Source organism: Nitratidesulfovibrio sp., from assembly GCF_040373385.1.
Taxonomy (GTDB): domain Bacteria; phylum Desulfobacterota; class Desulfovibrionia; order Desulfovibrionales; family Desulfovibrionaceae; genus Cupidesulfovibrio.
The window spans coordinates 230872-249899 of record NZ_JBDXXH010000003.1 but is presented as its reverse complement, the minus strand read 5'-3'; the positions used below and the strand labels follow the sequence as shown (position 1 = coordinate 249899).

Below are 19028 nucleotides of genomic sequence, written 5' to 3'. Positions count from 1 at the left end.
CATGCATGACGCCAACACCAAGAGCGGCCTGTTCACGCCCGGCAACATCATCACGGGCATCATCCTGGCCGTGGGCGCGGTGATCACCTTCATCCGCTTCACCCAGGGCATCGGGGCCGTCACCAACCTGTCCGACAACAACCCGTGGGGCATCTGGATCGGGTTCGACCTGCTGTGCGGCGTGGCCCTGGCCGCCGGCGGCTACGTCACCTCGGCCTCGTGCTACCTGTTCGGGATGAAGCGCTACCACTCTGCGGTGCGCCCGGCCATCACCACCGCGTTCCTCGGCTACTTCTTCGTGGTCGTGGCGCTGCACTATGACCTCGGGCATCCGCTGCGCCTGCCCTACCCGCTGGTGCTCTCGCAGGGCACCACCTCGCTGCTGTTCGAAGTGGGCCTGTGCGTGGCCACCTACCTTACCGTGCTGTTCGTGGAATGGTCCCCGGCGGCGCTGGAATGGCTGGGCCTGCGCAAGCTGCGCAACGTCATCGTCAAGCTGACCATCATGCTGACCATCTTCGGCGTGGTGCTGTCCACCCTGCACCAGTCCTCGCTGGGCGCGCTGTTCCTGATCGCCCCCGGCAAGCTGCACCCCCTGTGGTACTCCAGCTTCCTGCCGGTGTTCTTCTTCATCTCGTCCATGGTGGCGGGCCTTTCCATGGTCATCTTCGAAGGCACCCTGGCCCACGCCGGGCTGCACCACAAGATGGACGAAACCCACCTGAAGGAGGCCGAAGGCGTGATCTTTGGCTTCGGCAAGGCTGCCTCGTTCGTGCTTGCCGGGTACTTCTTCATCAAGACCATGGACATCGCCATGGACAACGACTGGGCCTACCTGGGCACCGGCTACGGGGCCTGGTTCCTGGTCGAGATGTTCGGTTTCGTGGCGCTGCCCTCGTTCCTGTACGCCCTTGGCGTGCGCGAGAAGAACGTCACCTTGGTGCGCATCGCGTCCATCAACGCGGTGCTCGGCATCGTGATGAACCGCTTCAACGTCTCGCTCGTCGCCTTCAACTGGAACCTGCCCGCCGCCGACCGCTACTTCCCGCACTGGATGGAGATCGGCGTTTCGGTGTTCATCGTGACGCTCATCATCACGGTCTACCGGTTCATCGCCACGCGCATGCCGGTCCTGTACGAGCATCCCGACTACAAGGACGCCCACTAGGGCCGCCAAGGAGCACGCTATGGAAATCCATACCCTGCATGAATTCATGCTGCACACCAAGAACATCACCTATCTGCTGATGGGTGCCACACTGGTGGGCTTTGTGTGCTACTGGCTGTTCCTTACCGGGCGCGACAAGAAGATCCGCAAATACTAAGCAGTGACCAGGGCGTGTTTACAGTGAGAGATTTCGTTCGTTGGCAAGGAAAGCAAGCCTGCCATGAGGGAGTATACTCTTATGGTATTTGACCGAGCCTTAGCCGTTAGGTGAGCTGAGCGAACCTTACGGATAATGACAGCAAAGCGATGGTAGGCGCAGCCTGACGCCGCCAACGGACGAAAGATCCACCTGTAAACATGGCCTGCCATAGGAGCAAACCATGTACGCATTCCTCACCGGTCCCATGCTGTGGGTGGCGCTGCTGGTCTTCTTCGGCGGCCTTGCGGCACGCGTGGTCTGGTATGTGCGCGGCCTGAGCTGGCAGCTCGACCGCGTGGCCTACGGCCCGCACCTGGCGCACGGCCTGAAGGGCGGCATCCATTCCGCCCTGAAGTGGATGCTGCCGTTCGGCACGCAAAGCTGGCGCGAACAGCCCTACTTCGCAGTGGCCTTCTTCCTGTTCCACATCGGCGCGGTGCTGGTGCCGCTGTTCCTTGCCGGGCATAACATCATCCTGGCCGAGCGGCTCGGCTTCAGCCTGCCGGTACTGCCCATGGGCATCGCCGACGCGCTGACCGTGGCCGCCATCATCGGCCTAGTGATGATAGCGCTGCGGCGCATCGCCCTCACCGAGGTGCGCATCCTCACCACCGCCTACGACTGGTTCATCCTCGCCGTTTCGGCGGCGCCGTTCGTCACCGGCCTCGTGGCCCGGCTGCACGTGGCCAACTACGAAACGTGGCTGCTCGCCCACATCATCACGGGCGAACTGCTGCTCATCGTGGCCCCGTTCACCAAGCTGTCCCACATCGTGCTGTTCTTCATGTCGCGCGGCCAGATCGGCATGGACTACGCCATCAAGCGCGGCGGCTACAGCCGCGGGGCGGCCTTCCCCTGGTAGCGGCACCGGCCGTTCCATGATCTGCGTGTGACGGACACGAAAGGAGCATCCCATGCCTGAAGGAACGTTCTGCAACAGACGCCCTGTCAACACCGAAGCGGACCTCAAGGCCCTGCTCGGCGACAAGGGCGGTGCACAATACTACAAGGAAATGGCGGAGCTGGAGGTTGATGTGGAGGCCCTCAAGGCCACCCTGCAGAAAACCTTGCAGTCGCGCACCAAGACCTGGCTGGAAATCTGTGCCCACTGCGGCATGTGTGCGGACAGCTGCTTCCTGTACCGGGTCAACGACCGCGACCCCAAGCAGGTGCCCGCCTACAAGATCCAGTCCACCCTCGGCGAGATCGTACGCAAGAAGGGCGCGGTGGACACCGCGTTCATGATGCACACCATGGAAGTGGCGTGGTCGCAGTGCACCTGCTGCAACCGTTGCGGCATGTACTGCCCCCACGGCATCGACATGGGCGTCATGTTCAGCTACCTGCGCGGCCTGCTGTTCTCCCAGGGCTTCGTGCCGTGGGAACTGAAGATCGGCTCCGGCATGCACCGCGTGTACGGCGCGCAGATGGACGTGACCACCGAAGACTGGGTGGAAACCTGCGAATGGATGGCCGAGGAACAGCAGGAAGAATGGCCGGGCCTGGAAATCCCCGTCGACAAGGAAGACGCGGATACCATGTACGTGCTGAACGCCCGCGAACCCAAGCACTATCCTGAAGACCTGGCCGAGGCCGCCATCCTGTTCCACCTGGCGGGCGAGAACTGGACCGTGCCCAGCGAAGGCTGGGAACAGACCTCGCTGACCATGTTCGCCGGTGACTGGGCGGGCTGCAAGATGCAGGTGGAGCGCGTGTACGCCGCCGTGGAAAAGCTGCGGCCCAAGCGCGTCGTCGGCACCGAATGCGGCCACGCGCACCGCGCCACGGTCATCGAAGGCCCCTACTGGGCCGGCCTGCCCAGCGGCCAGACCCCGGTGCCCTTCCTGCACTACGTGGAATGGGTGTCCGAGGCGCTGACCACCGGCAAGCTGAAGATCGACCCGGAAAAGCGCATCAAGGAACCCGTGACCTTGCAGGATTCCTGCAACTACGTGCGCAACCACGGCCTTGCCAAGCACACCCGCATCATCATGAGCTACATCGCGGAAGACTTCCACGAAATGGCTCCCAACCGCGAACACAACTACTGCTGCGGCGGTGGGGGCGGGTTCAACGGCATTGGCCGTTACCGCCACCAGCGCAACGTGGCGCTGAAAACCAAGCGCGACCAGATCCTGGCCACCGGCTGCAAGCTGGTGGTGGCGCCCTGCCACAACTGCTGGGACGCCATCCGCGACCTTGAGGAAGAATACGAGATCGGCATCCGCTGGTCGTTCCTGAAGCCGCTGCTCATCAGCATGGTCATCGTGCCCGAGCACCTGAAGCCGCAGGAAGAAGACGAATAGAACGCGCCGTGGCGCGGGCCTTGCACGACATTACGGCAAGGCCCGCACCGCGCACGCCACTGCATGGCCGCCGGGCGGGGAGAGCCACCCCCCGCCCGGCCGCCGGAACGCCCCCATCCCCCTCGCACGATGGCACAGGCGCCCCGGCGCGGCCCGCAAACGGAGGCCCGGAGCGACGCATGGTCAACGCCACCCAGGCCCGGAACACCCCGGCCAAGGCCATTCTGGTGGTAGAAGACGACCCGGACATCGCCGCCTACCTCGTATCGTTGTTCAGAACCAGCGGTTACCGGGCCGACGCCGCCACCGAAGGTCCCGACGCCGTGGAAATGGCGCGCGCCAGACGGCCCGACCTGGTCACGCTGGACCTGGAAATGCCCCGCCAGTGGGGGCCGCGCGTGTACCGCGAACTGATGGACCTGCCCGGCGGCGCGCACATACCCGTGGTGCTGGTGACCGGTCTTGGCGGGTTGCACCTGATGGTGCCCAACGCCGTAGGCACCGTGGACAAGCCGTTCGACCCCGACCTGATGCTGGGCATCGTGCGGCGCGCCTTGGGAGAATAGCGGGCGGACAACCACGCTCCCGGCGAACGGGCAACCGGGCACGCGGCGGGAGAGCCTGACCGTAGCCGGGCAACCGTACAGACACATTGCAGACAGGCTCATCGCCAGACAGGCAGGCAACGCCCCGGCATGAAACGAGCAGCGACCCGGCGACCGGGCACCGCCGCAAACCACACGGCATACGCATGAAACTGACCACCCGCAGCCGCTACGGCACCCGCATGCTGCTCGACATCGCCATGCACGGAGCGGAAGCCCCCGTGTCCATCCGCGATATCGCCAAGCGGCAGGGCATTTCCGTCAAGTACCTGGAAAAGCTTATCCGGGCACTGCGCAAGGCGGGCTACATCCGCAGCACGCTGGGTGCGCACGGCGGCTACCAGCTTACCCAGCCCGCCACGGAAATTCCCGTGGGCGACGTGGTGTTCGCGCTGGAAGAATCGCTGGCCCCCTACACCTGCGACGAAGAAAACCCCTGCTGCCCGCGCATGGCCGTGTGCCTGACGCGCACCATCTGGGACGAGGCCTCGCGCGCCATGTACAAGAAGCTCAACAGCTTCACCCTGGCCGACCTGATGCGCGACGCCAGCCTGTGCCCCAAGAACGCCTGCCACATCTCGCCTCACGCCCAGGATTAGGGCTCCCCCAGTCTCCACTGACGCCGTTTGCAGTGCGCCCTCGCATGGGCCATCGCAAAATCATCCTTCCATTTCCGGGGCGTTCCGCGTTACATTGCATGGGTTATCCTGCAACGCGCCCGTGCACGGCGTGCGTTGCGCAGACTGCGCGCCGCCCGGAGGCCCCATGCGAGCTCTCATAGTTGAAGACGATGCCCTCAGCGCCCGCGTGCTGCACCTGACGCTGACCCCGCACTTCGATACCGTCTGCGCGGACGACGCGGAAGCATCGTTCTCGACCTACCTGCAGGCGCTGGAAGACGACGCCCCCTTCGACGTGGTGCTGCTGGACCTGATGCTGCCCGGCGAAAGCGGCCTGACCGTGCTGGAACGCATCCGCACCGTGGAAACCGAACGCGGTCTGCCCCGCGTGCCCGTGCTGGTCACCACCGCCGTCACCGACATCACCATCGCCCTGCGTGCCTTCGAGCAGGGGCACATTTCCGCCTATCTGGTAAAGCCGCTGGACTTCGGCCGCCTGCTGGCTGAGCTGCGCACCTTGGGGCTGATCCGGGCGGAATAGCCCGGCTGCCCGCCCTTCCGTTCCACCATCCGGCAAACCTCCCGCCCCGCAGCCCCCCCCATCCCGGCAACACGCCACACCGACCTCGACATGCCCCGCCCGGCCCTGCCGCGCGGGTTTTTCCGCGTCCGAAGGCGGAGCCCCTGCATCCCCGCAGATATTGTTCATATTTCGAGATGTTACACAAGATGCGCACACGGTTATGCACACTGTGTGCGTTTCGTTTTGCCTGAAGCGCATTTCGAATCGCTCGCACTGCGCCCACACGCGTTGAACGCACACCTCATGAAGCTACTTTTATTCTATATTCAAGTATGTTGCATTGAGAAGTAACATTTTCCACAAGGCAAAAATGCACCACCATGCGTCTGCGTTGCCCCGCCACGGATTGACGGGTGGCGGATTGACGCCCCCCTGATTGACGCACGCCGCATCCGAGATGCATGAAGGCAAAAACATCGGAGGACCGCCATGTACGGCATACACGACATCTGGTTGTTCGTGGGTTCGGGCCTGTTGCTGAACATCACCCCCGGCCCGGACATGCTGTACATCATCGCCCGGTCTACCAACTGTGGCACCTGTGGCGCGTATGGCACGAGCGGCCTGCGCGCCGGGGTGGCGGCGGCCCTGGGCATCGGTGCGGGCTGCTCCGTGCACATCGCGGCAGCGGCCTTCGGGCTGTCCGCCGTGCTGGCCACATCGGCCACGGCCTTCACGGTGGTGAAGCTGCTGGGCGCGGCCTACCTGCTGTACATGGGCGCCGCCATGCTGCTGGCCCGCAAGGGTACGGCGGAAACCGCCGCCCGCAACGCGGCGCCCCGGAGCGAGCGTGCCCGGCACGCAACCTCCGCCGACCAGCCCCCTCCGACACCCCTGCGCGCCGTATTCGCGCAGGGCTTCCTGACCAACGCCCTGAACCCGAAGGTGGCGCTGTTCTTTCTGGCCTTTCTGCCGCAGTTCGTGGATGGCGGCGGCGCGGGTACCCCCCCGTCCCCCCTGGCCTTTCTGGTGCTGGGGTGCATCTTCACCGTCAACGGCACGCTGGTGAACCTGCTGGTGGCCTGGGGCGCCGCCCGGCTGGGCAGCATCTTTCAAGCCGGGGCGCTGGGGGGCCGATTTGCCCGGTGGGGCGACCGCTGTCTTGGCGCGCTGCTCCTGTTCCTGGGCGTACGGCTGGCACTGGCCGAACGAGGTTGACCCGCTGGCAGACCGGCCATGCGCGCCTCCTGTGAGCGGCTGACCGCCCGGATCAAAGCGCCCGAACCATGTCGCCTGGGCTATGCCGCGCGAACCATATCGCGCAAAACTGGGCCGCCCGGATCAGGCCGCGCGAAACCAGGTCGCATGAAACCGGGTCGCGCGGCACACGGCACAACCAACGCACAACGGCCCGCGCAGCCGGTGGTTCCGGATGCGCGGGCCGTCGTACCGCACGGTGACGCCCGTCAGATTTTCCGTGCTTTGGCGGGCAAGCCCGCCGGCACTGGCACCAGACCATTCCTGATCCACCCGGCCATGCCGCCCGGCTTCGCTGTGCTTCGCCCCTCGCCGTCAGACCGGCAGGCCCAGCCACAGCAGCACGGCCAGCACCGCCGCCGCGCAGACCCCGGCCACCACGTCGTCGATCATGATGCCCGGCCCGCCGTCCAGCCACGATTCGGAAGCCCCCACCGGACCGGGCTTCAGGATGTCGAACACCCGGAACAGCACGAAGGCCGCCAGCACACCCAGCGGCGACAGCGTGGCAAAGGGCAGCATGGCCGTCCACTGCCCGACCACCTCGTCGATGACCACGCTGCCGGGGTCGCACCGGCCCAGCACCCGCGCCGCTCGGCCCGCAGCCCAGGCCCCGCCGCAAAACACCGCCAGCAGCACCACCACGCGCCACCCCGGCGGCAATGGCAGAAACAGCCAGGGTGCCAGCAGGGCGGCCACGGCAGAGCCCACGGTACCGGGGGCCACGGGACTGCGCCCCGCATACCATACCCTCGCCACTTCCAGCGCCAGTCTGTCCACACCTTGCGGTGCGTGCGGGGGGGTGCAGCGTTCAGGCCCGTTGTCGTGCGTTGCGTGCATGCGTGTACTCCGTAGTCTTCCAGTCAGGCGCTCCCGGACATGGCCGGTGCGCGTCACAGGTGCAGCGCCTGTCGCACATCAGCTGCCTGCCGGTTCGATGATCCCATGGCGCAGCAGCAACCGGACCAGTTCCGCCACCGGCAGCCCCACCACGTTGCTCCATGAACCGTCGATGGATTCCACAAGAAACGCGCCCACCCCCTGGATGCCGTAGGCCCCGGCCTTGTCGTCGGGTTCCCCCGTGGCGGCATAGGCGGCAAGGGCGGCGGGGGGCGCATCCCACATGGTCACGCGGGTGGCGGCGTGGAAGGTTTCGCGGGTGCCGTCCGGCAGGGCCACGCAACAGGCGCTGACCACCTCGTGGGTATGCCCGGCCAGCCGGGAAAGCATGCGCACGGCGTCCGCGCGGTCGCGCGGCTTGCCCATGATCTCGCCGTGCAGGGCCACCACCGTATCCGCCGCGACAATCACACCGCCGGGGCGCAACGCGGCCACCGAGGCGGCCTTGGCCGCCGCCGCGCGACATGCGTAGTCCGCCGGTGGCTCACCGGGCAGCGGATCGGGCTCGGCCGCGCCGTTGCCGTACACCTCGAACGACAGCCCGAGGGAATGCAGGAACTCGCGGCGGCGGGGCGAGCCGGAGGCCAGCACCACGGGCAGCACAGCCCGGAAGGGACCTGCGGGCGCGGCCGGTTCTGCGAAATCCGCCGGACACGGCGGCACCTGCGTGGAAACATCGGTCATGCGGTTGCGGCTCCCAAAAGAACGTTACGGCCACGCCCTGTCCCGGCAAATTCCCCAATCCGGAAAACTGCCGTACCCGGAAGGTCCAGGCACCCCGATGGGGGCCCCAATGGGGGTGGCGCGCGGCGCGCCTTGCGTGTCATGCCCCATGGCGACGCCGGGCGCAAGTACGCCATACTCACAGCCGTACCGCATGCATGTGCCCGCATTACCATGCGACAGTGCAGTCATGACCCCCCACATGCATGCAAGACACCCAATGCATGGTGGGGGTATTCCCTACCTGCTCCGAAAGAATGCAGTCACACCGCAAAAGCACCTAATGTTTCGGCGCCAGCCGCCGATAGGAGGTGTGAGTGCATGGGCGGGTCTTCCCTCTTCGCATTGGCCGGAATTTTTTTTCGGAAAAAATGCGTCCGCCCCCTAAAGTTTTCCCTCAGGGTAGCCGATAGGCGATACGAGGGGAGACTACCGTGACCACGAACTCGTTTTACCTTCGCAACATGCTGCTTCATTACGACAAGCAGCTTGTAACCGCGCGCAGGCTGGCCCGCTACCGGCAGGCCATGCGTCTCGCGTCGGGCGAGGAGGAAAGCGCCATTCCTCCCGAGGTAAAGCGAAGATTCATGGTGGAACGGGTGGCTCGAGAGATCATGGAAAATCTTCTGCTTGCGGGAAGTGACAACCCCGTCGTACGAGAGATTCGGCAGAAGCTGGAACAGGAATTGGGAGAAACGCTCACCTTCACGTATCCTCCGACGCAGCTGGACATTCAGGTGTTCCGCGCCGGGCCGGAAGGCCCCGTCGAGGTAGCGCCAGCGGAGAAGGCGGGAATCCTGGACCGGCTATGGCACATTGCTCTCGAAACGGTGGACGATACCATGCTCTAGGCGGTCCACGTTCCGGTAAACGGTATGCTCCCCCGGGGAGGTAACCATGGAAATCAAGAACTATCTCAAGAATCTGGATCCGTACAGGACCAAGCTGGAACAGTCCGAGCTCCAGACCAAGCGCACCGCCGCCCGCAAGGAAAGCGACGCAGCGTCCTCTGCGCAGGGCGACCGCGTAAGCCTTTCCGACGAGGCGAAGCTGCGCACGGAAGCGTATTCCGCCGCCCTTGCCGCACCCGACGTGCGTCAGGAAAAGGTGGACGCGCTGAAGAGCAAGGTGGAATCCGGCGAGTATCAGGTGGACTCGCGCACCGTGGCCGAAAAGCTGCTCAAGGAAGAGCAGGACCTGTTCGGCTAGCGGCAGCGGGCGGACCTGCTCCAGCCCCTGTTTCCGCCCTGCGTTGCGCGGGGTGCGGCAGTCGCTGACCGGTTGTGCGTCGATTGCGCCAGTTGCCCCAGTTGCGCCAGTTGCGCCCAATCGGGGAAACCCGCGAAGGGTAGCTGGGCAGGGATGCATGCCCGCCCCCGTCCAGCGCTGTCCAAGATGTCCAACGGTATCCAACGGTATCCAACGGACCAGTCGTTCGGCCTTTCCGGCCGTGCGAGGCCGCACGGCCTTTGAATGCTACGATGAGGCGGAGTCGTCTTCGGACGGTTCCGCCTTGTCGCGTTGTGTTCCCCGCCCGAAAGCACGCGCAAGGTGCCGCAGGGAACGCGCTCGACACGCCCCTGGCACGCCACGCACAAGGGGCCGCGCGGCATGCACCGTGCGGCACCTTTCGATTCGAAGGCGCAACGTTCCGCCCAGGTGGCTACCCGCCGCCCCGCAGCAACCGCCGCACGGCAGCGGCATCGGGCAGATCCAGCGCCCGTTCCGCAAGCCTGGCGCAGGCCGCCATGTCGCAGCCGCGCACCACATCCTTGGCGCGCGGAATGGCCGGTCCGTTCATGCTCAATTCATCCAGCCCCAGCCCCACCAGCAGCGGGATGGCCTCTGCGCTGCCCGCCAGTTCGCCGCACATGGCCACGGGAATGCCTGCCGCATTGCCCGCCGCCACGGTGTCGCGCACCATGCGCAACACGGCAGGGTGCAGCGCGTCCGACAGGTCTGCCACGGCGGCGTTGCCCCGGTCGGCGGCCATGACATACTGGGCAAGATCGTTGGTGCCGATGCTGAAGAACGCGGCCTCGCGCGCCAACTGATCCGCCAGGGCCACGGCGGCGGGCACCTCGACCATGATGCCCACCTCCACCGGGCCATGGGGTAGCCCTTGCGCCACCAGCGCGGCGCGGGCTTCTTCCAGCAGGGTCTTTGCGGCGGCCAGTTCGCCGGGGTGGGCCACCATGGGGAACATGATCCGCAGGGGATGTTCGGCTGCGGCGCGCAGCAGGGCGCGCAATTGGGTCAGGAACAGTTCGCGCCGGGCGAGGCAGAAGCGGATGCCGCGCAGCCCCAGGAAGGGGTTGTCCTCTCCCGCCGCAAGGTCGGCCAGATAGGGCACCGGCTTGTCGCCGCCGATGTCCAGGGTGCGCACCACCACCGGCAGGCCCGGCATGGCGGCGGCAGCGGCCACGTAGGCGGCGCGCTGCTCTTCCTCGTCCGGGGCGGCGGCCCGGTCCAGAAACAGGAACTCGGTGCGGAACAGCCCCACGCCCTCCGCGCCGTTCAGCAGGGCGGGGGCGGCGTCTGCCGGAGAACCGATGTTGGCGTGCACGTGCACGTGGCGGCCATCAACCGTCACGGCTGGGCGGGAGGCCCCGGCCAGCGCTGCCTGCCGGGCGGCGTGCCACGCGGCCCGACGGGATTCGATGGTTGCCAGCACGTCGGGCGCGGGGGATATCCAGACCTCTCCGGTGGTGCCGTCCAGCGCCACGGTGATGCCATCGGCCACGTTGGCGGCCAGCGCGCCCGCGCCCGCCACCGCCGGAATGCCCATGGACCGGGCCAGAATGGCCGCGTGCGAGGTGGCCCCGCCCTGCATGGTGACGATGCCCAGCACCAGCGCCGGGTCCAGATGGGCCATGTCCGAGGGACCAAGGTCCGCAGCCAGCAGCACCGAAGGCCGGTCAAGGCGCGGGCCGGAGGGCGGCGCACCGGTAAGCAGGCGCAGCACGCGCGCGCCCACGTCCACCAGATCCGCCGCGCGCTCGCGCATGTAGCCTTCCGGCAGTTGCCGGAAACTTTCCGCCGCCTGGTCGATCACTGCGTACCATGCGGCTTCGGCGGGTTCGTGCCGCTCTGCTATGCGCTGCCGGGCATCCCCGGCGATGGTGGCATCATCCAGCAGCAGGCGGTGCATGACGAAGATTTCCGCCTCCTGCTTGCCCGCCATGGCGGCGGTGCGCCGTTCCAGCGCGGCCAGTTCGCGGCGGGCCGCATCCAGCGCGGTTTCCAGCCGGGCGGCCTCGCTGGCGGGGTCACCGGCCACCAGTCCCTGTGGCGGCGCGTCGAATGCCGGGCGATGCCAGACCGCCGGCCCCACGGCAATGCCCGGCGAGGCAGGCACCCCGCCCTTGGCGCCGGGCGCGCCCGCCGCACCGGCTTTCCCCCGCGTACCCTGTCCGTCCTGTCCGCCCGGTCTGGCCGACGACCCGGTTGCGTCCGGGATATCGCCGAAGTTTTCCGCCGCAAGCTCGGCCAGCGCCTTCAGGGCCTGGGCCGCATCCGCCCCGGTGGCCCGGAAGGTCACCGTATCGCCGCCGCGCACGGCCAGCGTGGCGATGCGGTTTACCGAGCGGGCGGACACCACCCGCTCGCCGCGCACCAGTTGCACATCGGCCCCGAACGGGCCGAGCACGGTGACGATGCGCGCGGCGGGGCGGGCATGCAGCCCCAGCCGGTTGGGCACCATCAGGGTCAGCTCGTGGCTGTCATCCGGGGCGGGGGCCGTCGGGGATGCCACGGGGGCTGCCGCCCCGGCGGAAGCATCGCCGCCGTCTTGCGGCAGGGGCATGCCCAGCAGTTCCGCCTTTGCCGCCAGGGCCGCCAGCGCCTCGCGCAGCACGGTGTCCAGGTCCGCCCCGATGGAGGCCTGCACGGCGGCGGCCATGACGCCCTCCACCAGCGGGGCCGGGCACAGCCGCACCTGCGCCGCCACTTCGGGCGGCAGCAGGTCCAGCGCCGTTTCCGCGCTCATCAGCGCGCTGCCAAGGTCCATCAGCACCACCACGCCGTCACCCTGCTGCACCGCTTCTATGGCGGCCATGACCCGCATGGGGTCGGTGCCGATGGGGTGTTCCGGGTCGTCGATGCCGCCCGCCACGGCCAGCGGCACGCGGCCCTGCGTCATCTGCTCCGCCAGTTCCTTCACGCCCTGCCCAAGCACGGCGCTGTGCGTGACGACGACAATGCCGACCATGGGTTAGCCCCGCACCACGTCGCGCAGGGCGGTCAGCAGCAGCACCGTGGACGTGGCGCCGGGGTCCTGATGCCCGATGCTGCGCTCGCCAAGGTAGCTGGCGCGCCCCTTGCGGGCCTGCAACGGAATGGTGGCGCGCATGCCGTCTTCCGCCGCCGCCACGGCGGCATCCAACCCGGCCAGCAGGTCGGCCCCGCCCGCCACGGCAGCGCGGTAGGCGTCGATGGCGGGCTTCCAGGCATCGAACATGGTCTTGTCGTGCGGCACGGGCCGCCCGCGCGAAACCACGCCCTCTACCCCGGCGTCCAGCAGAGCCTGCACGTCGGGGGCGTCCAGGGCGTCCTTGCCCGCCACGGCGAGCCCCGCCTTCATGAAAAAGGTGCCGTACAGGGGGCCGCTGGCCCCGCCCACGGTGGACAGCAGCACCATGCCGGTATCCTTCAGAATCGCGCCGATGTCCTTGTCCGCGAAGGTGGGCAGCTTTTCCTGCACCTTGCTGAAGCCCCGGTCCATGTTGATGCCGTGGTCGGCATCGCCGATGGCGGCGTCGAGATCGGTGAGATAGGTACGGTTGTCGCGCATGATATCGCCCAGCTTGGCGAGCCATGTGAGGATGTGATCGCGGGTGATCTGCATGGGGGCATCCTTGTGGAAATATGGTGGACGAAGGTCGTGACGCGCCAGTGAAATGGCGTGAACCGCCGTCCGCGTGTACGGATTCCGGTCCGGCGGACGGCAGGTATGCCATCCGCCGGACCGGGATTCATGGTCGGTAAGGAAACTGTTCTGGTTGCGGTAGCGTAAGCTTTTGGTTTGGCTTGGGCTCGCAGCATTCCAACATGCGTTGCACTGAGTCCATCAACTCTCTGCGTGCGCTACGCCAAGGCCATCGGCGTTTGCTGTGCCACTGCACTCCGCGCGCGCTGCGCGGATTTTTGTTCTCTGCCGAGGAGAAGCGCCTTTTCATGAAGGGAGCGTACTCTTATCGTACGTGACCGGAATGAAATGGCACTTCGACGAAGGCAGAGGGCAAAAGGACCGCAGCGCACTCGCCCCTAGCCCATGCGCAGGCCGGGGGTAACAGCCTTGGCATCCCAGAACTTCAGGATCTCGTCGTCCACCTTCAGCAGGGTGATGGAAAAGCCCTGCATTTCCAGAGAGGTGATGTACGGGCCGATCAGGTTGCGCACGATGGAGATGCCGCGCGCCCCGCAGATGTCGGCCAGCTTGCGGTACACGGCGTACAGTTCGCTGACCGGGGTGCCGCCCATGCTGTTGACGAAGGCGATGACCTTGTCGCCCTTGGCGAAGGGGGCATCGGTCAGGGTCTTGTCCACCCACTGGCCGCTGGCGCGGTCCAGTTCGCGCACGGTGCGGGTGTAGGCCGGGTCGTCGATGATGGTGGTGGTCATGATCTGCACCAGTTCGTCCACGGGCTTCATGGGGGCGCGCTGGGTGCCCGGTTCGCCGTGGATGCCGATGCCGATCTCTATCTCGTTCTCGGCCAGTTCGAAGGTGGGCTTGCCTGCGGCGGGCACGGTGCAGGGGGTCAGCGCCATGCCCATGGAGCGGCCATACTGGTTCACCTTGCGGCACAGGTCGGCGCACTTGTCGAGGTCGTACCCGGCTTCCGCCGCCGCGCCCACGATCTTTTCGGCCAGCACGGTGGTGCCCACGCCGCGCCGCCCGGCCGTGTACAGGCTGTCCTTTACGGCCACGTCGTCGTCGATAAGGATGTTCTGCACCTTCAGCCCGTCGGCGTGGCACAGTTCGGCGGCGGTTTCGAAGTTCATCACGTCGCCGGTGTAGTTCTTGACGATGAACAGCACGCCCGCGCCGCGATCAACGGCCTTTGCGCACTCGTACATCTGGTCGGGCGTGGGCGAGGTGAACACCTCGCCGGGGCAGGCGCCGTCCAGCATGCCGTGGCCGACGAAGCCGCCGTGCATGGGTTCGTGCCCGCTGCCGCCGCCAGAGACGATGGCCACCTTGCCTTGCGGTATTTCCTTGCGGCAGACGAAGTGCGGGTCGATGTTCACCCGCAGTTCCGGATGCGCCGCCGCCATGCCCTGCAACTGTTCGCGAACCACGTTTTCCACTGCATTGATCAATTTCTTCATGGTCATGCCTCGTGGGTTTTGCTCGTTAGGGACAGTCACGCCTGACCCTACGCGATTTCCGAGGCGGTGGGAACGGGGGAGAGGGAAGAAGGTGGCGACAGGTTGTGCCCCCCCTTGCCAACCTTCGCCACACAGATGCGGCAGTCCCAGCCAGTCAGCCAGTGCTTTCCCGCGCGGCAGCACACCGCTCCGGTCAAATGTGGAAGGGCAGCCGCCCCGAACAGAAAGACGGCGGGGGAAATCCCCCGCCGTCCACTGTCGGCAAGCCTGCGGTTAACCGTTCTCGCGCTTGATGTTCTCGATAAGGTCAGCAAGCTTCACGCATTGCAGATTCAGCGCCTGCTGCGCGTCCGCTGCCTGGCCGATGCCGCCGGTAATCCGGCCCGAAAGGGCATGGATCTCGTCGAGGGCACGGGTGATTTCCTCGCTGGCGGCGGACTGCTCTTCCGCAGCCGTGGCAATGGAACGAACCCTGTCCGCCGACTGCTCCGAGAGCACCACGATCTCGCGCAGGGCTTCTCCTGACCGCACCACGAGATCCGTCGCCTTGTCCACGGCAGTCACGGCATTCTCCACGCTTCGGGTATTCTCTCGCGTGGCCTGCTGAATCGCCCCTATGGCGTCACCCACTTCCTTCGTGGCGCTCATGGTCTTTTCTGCCAACTTGCGCACTTCGTCCGCCACCACGGCAAACCCGCGCCCGGCTTCTCCCGCGCGGGCCGCTTCTATGGCCGCGTTCAAGGCCAACAGATTCGTCTGGTCCGCAATATCGTTGATCACGTTCATGATCTGGCCGATGGCCTCGGCCTTCGCCCCCAGTTCCGCCACGTTGGCCTTGAGGGTGACAGCCAGGTGCTGCACTTCCTCTATGGCCGCCACGGAAGCATTGGCTGTGTCCGCTCCTTCCTGCGCCCTGCCCTTCGCATGGTCGGCGTTTTCGGCGGCCCTGCCGGAATTGCCCGCAACCTCCAGAATGGTGGCGTTCATTTCCTCCATGGCAGTGGCGGTTTCCGTTATGCGGTGCTGCTGCCCATCGGCCCCAGTGCTTATTTCCGCCGAAAGATCCGCCACCTGCCGGGATGCCTCCGTCAGAGAAGACACGATGGTGTCAAGGATGCCCGCCGCCGCAAGCATGCCTTCGGCCTTGGCGTGTTCCGCCCTGCGCCGGGCCTCTTCTGCCTCGGCGGTAGCCGCACGGGCACGGGCGGCTTCTTCTGCGGCCTGCTGGCCCTTCAGTCGCGCCTCTTCCATGCGCTCCTTCAGGCTGGTCACCATGACATGCAGGGCATCGGCAAGTTGCAGCATTTCTCCTCGGAAACGCCCGGTTATGGACGCATCAAGATCTCCGGAAGCGATTCTTCCGGCATAGTCCACCACCTGTCCCAGCGGCTGCCTGAGCCGCCGCTGTATGTACAGCACTACAAGCCCGACCATGCCGACCGCAATGAACAGCCCGATGACGCCACTACGCCCCATGAGGTCATGTATGGCGGCATTGAAACGGGATTGCTCGGCGACTATCTGCGCGTCCACTTCGTCCATGTAGACGCCCATGCCGATCACCCACCCCCACGGCTTGAACGCTTTCACATAGGACAATTTGGGATGTACGCCGCTCTTGCCGGGCTTTTCGAACCGGTAGGCGACCGTCCCTTCGCCTTGCGTCTTCGCCACTTCGGCCATTTCAACAAAGAAATGCTTGCCCTCGGCATCCACGGTCTGGGCAAGGTTTGTACCGTCCAACTCCGGCCTGACAGGATGCATGACCATGCGCGGAGCAAGGTCGTTGACCCAAAAATAGTTGCCGTCCGAAAGCCGGATGCGTCCGATCTGCTCCAACGCCTCACGCTTCAGTTCCTCCGTCATGTCATCAAGGTAGGCCCCAGCGCCGATGACCCAACCCAGTTCGGGCACCAGCTTGACGTATGACACCTTGACCTGCGCGTTGGTCTGCCCGGGTTTCGGCCACATGTAGTCCACCATGCCCTCACCCTTGCCACGCGCCACTGCCACGAACTCGTCGAACATGGCCTTGCCGTGGGCATCGCGCAACGAGTGCTGGCCCTTGCCTTCCAGTTGCGGGGACACGGGATGCATGAGCACCACCGTATCAAGATCGTTGACCCAAACGTAGTTGCCCCCATCGAAGCGCAATCCCCGCAACACGGACAGCATTTCCCTGGCCGCCTGCGCCCTGCGGTCCGCAGGCGCGGCAGCAATCTGCGCCTGCGCCATGGAAACAGCAGAATCCACAACCAGTTTCAGTTCACGTACCTTCAGCTGCTTCAGCGCTTCGACATCCTGCGACTGCGCATGGTACTTTGCGACGATGCTGTATGCTGAATCCACCATATCCCGCAGCGAATACTTTTCATGTTCATAGATTGTTCCGCGCGTCTGGTCCGCCTGTTTCCGGGCGAAACGCGTCAGATCGAACGAGACATAGCCGAGAAACGCCCCACCCTCCACGACCAGACCAATGACCACGATGAACAGGAGACGGATGATGACCGATCTGCGCATGACAGATTCCTCCACAGCATTGCAAGCGAACTTCAGTACACTTACGTTACGACAGGAGAAATTTGCCGGACATTATATAAGCGGCAACAAACAGGCATGGATGGCTGGGCATCGGCCAGCGCCAGTATGCCGCTGCCTGACACACCGGCGAGAAGATTGCCGACCCAACACCATGCAGGCGCGGCAGCAACACGAAAAGCGCCCCTGGGTACAAGACCCGGGGGCGCTCAGATGTACTGCGGGAAAATGGCCTAGTAGCGGTAATGCCCCGGCTTGTACGGCCCGTCCATGGGCACGCCGATGTAGTCGGCCTGTTCCTTGGTCAGGGTGGTCAGGGTAACGCCAAGGCGGGCCAGGTGCAGGCGGGCCACCTGTTCATCCAGCTTCTTGGGCAGGATGTACACCTTGCGTTCAAGGTCGGGGTTGGTGGCCAGTTCGATCTGGGCCAGGGTCTGGTTGGTGAAGCTGTTGGACATGACGAAGCTGGGGTGGCCGGTGGCGCAACCCAGGTTCACCAGACGCCCTTCGGCCAGCACGATGATGGAGCGGCCCGACTTCAGGGTCCACTTGTCCACCTGCGGCTTGATGTTCAGGCAGGTGCAGCCGGGGGTGGTTTCCAGGTAGTGCATGTCGATTTCGTTGTCGAAGTGGCCGATGTTGCAGACGATGGCCTCGTCCTTCATGGTCTCCATGTGCGCACCGGTGATGACCTTGTAGTTGCCGGTGGCGGTGACGAAGATGTCGCCTTCTTCCACGGCCTTTTCCATGGTGGTCACTTCGTAGCCTTCCATGGCGGCCTGCAGGGCGCAGATGGGGTCGATTTCGGTCACCAGCACGCGCGCGCCAAAGCCGCGCATGGACTGGGCGCAGCCCTTGCCCACGTCGCCGTAGCCTGCCACCACCACCACCTTGCCCGCCACCATCACGTCGGTGGCGCGCTTGATGCCGTCGGCCAGCGATTCGCGGCAGCCGTACAGGTTGTCGAACTTCGACTTGGTCACCGAATCATTCACATTGATGGCCGGGAACAGCAGCTTGCCTTCCTGCTCCAGCTGGTACAGGCGGTGTACGCCCGTGGTGGTTTCTTCCGAAACGCCGCGCACGCGGGCGGCCACGCGCTGCCAGCGGCCCGGATCGTTCTGATGGGCCAGGGCAAGGCGATCCATGATGATCTGGAATTCCTTGTTGTCGTAGGCCTGCTTGAGCAGTTCGGGGTTGTTTTCCACCTCGACGCCCTTGTGGATCATCAGGGTGGCGTCGCCGCCGTCGTCAACCAGCAGGTCGGGGCCGCTGCCGTCGGGCCAGGTCAGCGCCATTTCGGTGCACCACCAGTAATCTTCCAGCGTTTCGCCCTTCCAGGCGAACACCTTGGCCATGCCGGAATCGGCAATGGCCGCCGCCGCGTGGTCCTGGGTGGAGAAGATGTTGCACGAGGCCCAGCGGATGTCCGCGCCCAGCTCGTACAGCGTCTTGATGAGCATGGCCGTTTGGATGGTCATGTGCAGGGAACCGGTAACCCGCAGGCCCTTCAGCGGCTTGCTGACGCCGTACATGCGGATGAGTTCCATCAGCCCCGGCACTTCGCGCTCGGAAAGCTGCATTTCCTTGTGGCCGAAGTCGGCCAGGGCCATGTCGGCCACCTTGTTGGCAAGGGAAAGGTCCAGGGCTTGCGCCCGCTTGGCATCGGTCATCTGTGCCTCCGTAGGGAAGGATTTGGTTGCTGTTGCGGTGTGCCGGGTGCGGCAGGCCGGATGCGGCCCGGCGTGCATCCGGAACGCCCGGCGGTCCGGTGGTTTCCGAGTCGCGGCGGTACGCTGCGGAGCGCGGGACGCCGCCTGCGCGGCCCGTACACCGGGACACGTGGAAAACGTCAA

The 19028-nt window shown here is 65.6% G+C and carries 17 protein-coding genes; 10 read left to right on the top strand and 7 right to left on the bottom strand.

Annotation, left to right across the window (positions count from 1 at the left end):
* Position 1: 1 nt before the first annotated feature.
* The 8 genes from hmcC (at position 2) to ABWO17_RS06905 (ending at position 6639) form a co-directional block, all read left to right on the top strand.
* On the top strand, positions 2-1168 hold the full coding sequence (gene hmcC, locus ABWO17_RS06940; RefSeq protein ID WP_353116974.1) for a sulfate respiration complex protein HmcC: 1167 nt from the start codon (positions 2-4) through the stop codon (positions 1166-1168).
* A 19-nt stretch (positions 1169-1187) separates the two neighbouring features.
* Positions 1188-1325 carry a sulfate respiration complex protein HmcD gene (gene hmcD / locus ABWO17_RS06935; protein ID WP_015946222.1) on the top strand — a complete coding sequence of 46 codons (138 nt, stop codon included), beginning with the start codon at positions 1188-1190 and terminating at the stop codon, positions 1323-1325.
* 223 nt (positions 1326-1548) lie between these two features.
* A complete protein-coding gene (hmcE, locus tag ABWO17_RS06930) occupies positions 1549-2229 on the top strand; it encodes a sulfate respiration complex protein HmcE (RefSeq protein WP_353116972.1) in 681 nt (226 codons plus the stop codon).
* Between the two features lie 52 nt (positions 2230-2281).
* Entirely contained in the window at positions 2282-3673 is a 1392-nt protein-coding gene (hmcF, locus tag ABWO17_RS06925; RefSeq protein WP_353116970.1) for a sulfate respiration complex iron-sulfur protein HmcF, read from the top strand.
* A gap of 179 nt (positions 3674-3852) precedes the next feature.
* Positions 3853-4239, top strand: coding sequence for a response regulator (locus ABWO17_RS06920; RefSeq protein WP_353116969.1), 387 nt, complete (start codon positions 3853-3855; stop codon positions 4237-4239).
* Positions 4240-4424: 185 nt separating this feature from the next.
* Positions 4425-4877 carry an Rrf2 family transcriptional regulator gene (locus tag ABWO17_RS06915; protein ID WP_353116967.1) on the top strand — a complete coding sequence of 151 codons (453 nt, stop codon included), beginning with the start codon at positions 4425-4427 and terminating at the stop codon, positions 4875-4877.
* A gap of 166 nt (positions 4878-5043) precedes the next feature.
* Positions 5044-5439, top strand: coding sequence for a response regulator (locus ABWO17_RS06910; RefSeq protein WP_353116966.1), 396 nt, complete (start codon positions 5044-5046; stop codon positions 5437-5439).
* 471 nt (positions 5440-5910) lie between these two features.
* Positions 5911-6639, top strand: a complete 729-nt coding sequence (locus ABWO17_RS06905; RefSeq protein ID WP_353116964.1) for a LysE family translocator — start codon at positions 5911-5913, stop codon at positions 6637-6639.
* Between the two features lie 354 nt (positions 6640-6993).
* Here the strand turns inward: ABWO17_RS06905 and ABWO17_RS06900 are convergent, their stop codons facing one another.
* Positions 6994-7518, bottom strand: coding sequence for a phosphatidylglycerophosphatase A family protein (locus tag ABWO17_RS06900; protein WP_353116962.1), 525 nt, complete (start codon positions 7516-7518; stop codon positions 6994-6996).
* Positions 7519-7596: 78 nt separating this feature from the next.
* Complete coding sequence (locus ABWO17_RS06895; protein WP_353116960.1) at positions 7597-8262, bottom strand: Maf family nucleotide pyrophosphatase; 666 nt, start codon at positions 8260-8262, stop codon at positions 7597-7599.
* A 473-nt stretch (positions 8263-8735) separates the two neighbouring features.
* On the opposite strand from ABWO17_RS06895, the gene ABWO17_RS06890 reads away from it, so the two are divergent.
* Complete coding sequence (locus ABWO17_RS06890) at positions 8736-9152, top strand: DVU0524 family FlgM-associated protein (RefSeq protein ID WP_353116958.1); 417 nt, start codon at positions 8736-8738, stop codon at positions 9150-9152.
* A gap of 46 nt (positions 9153-9198) precedes the next feature.
* Complete coding sequence (flgM, locus tag ABWO17_RS06885; protein WP_353116956.1) at positions 9199-9510, top strand: flagellar biosynthesis anti-sigma factor FlgM; 312 nt, start codon at positions 9199-9201, stop codon at positions 9508-9510.
* A 454-nt stretch (positions 9511-9964) separates the two neighbouring features.
* On the opposite strand, the gene ptsP is transcribed toward flgM, so the two are convergent.
* The 5 genes from ptsP to ahcY form a co-directional block, all read right to left on the bottom strand.
* Complete coding sequence (gene ptsP / locus ABWO17_RS06880) at positions 9965-12511, bottom strand: phosphoenolpyruvate--protein phosphotransferase (protein ID WP_353116954.1); 2547 nt, start codon at positions 12509-12511, stop codon at positions 9965-9967.
* A gap of 3 nt (positions 12512-12514) precedes the next feature.
* Positions 12515-13147 carry a dihydroxyacetone kinase subunit DhaL gene (dhaL, locus tag ABWO17_RS06875; protein WP_353116952.1) on the bottom strand — a complete coding sequence of 211 codons (633 nt, stop codon included), beginning with the start codon at positions 13145-13147 and terminating at the stop codon, positions 12515-12517.
* 419 nt (positions 13148-13566) lie between these two features.
* Positions 13567-14631: a dihydroxyacetone kinase subunit DhaK gene (gene dhaK, locus ABWO17_RS06870; RefSeq protein ID WP_353116951.1), complete on the bottom strand. Its 1065-nt coding sequence runs from the start codon at positions 14629-14631 to the stop codon at positions 13567-13569.
* A 273-nt stretch (positions 14632-14904) separates the two neighbouring features.
* A complete protein-coding gene (locus ABWO17_RS06865) occupies positions 14905-17154 on the bottom strand; it encodes a methyl-accepting chemotaxis protein (protein WP_353116949.1) in 2250 nt (749 codons plus the stop codon).
* Positions 17155-17405: 251 nt separating this feature from the next.
* Positions 17406-18845: an adenosylhomocysteinase gene (ahcY, locus tag ABWO17_RS06860; RefSeq protein WP_353116947.1), complete on the bottom strand. Its 1440-nt coding sequence runs from the start codon at positions 18843-18845 to the stop codon at positions 17406-17408.
* Between the last annotated feature and the right edge of the window lie 183 nt (positions 18846-19028).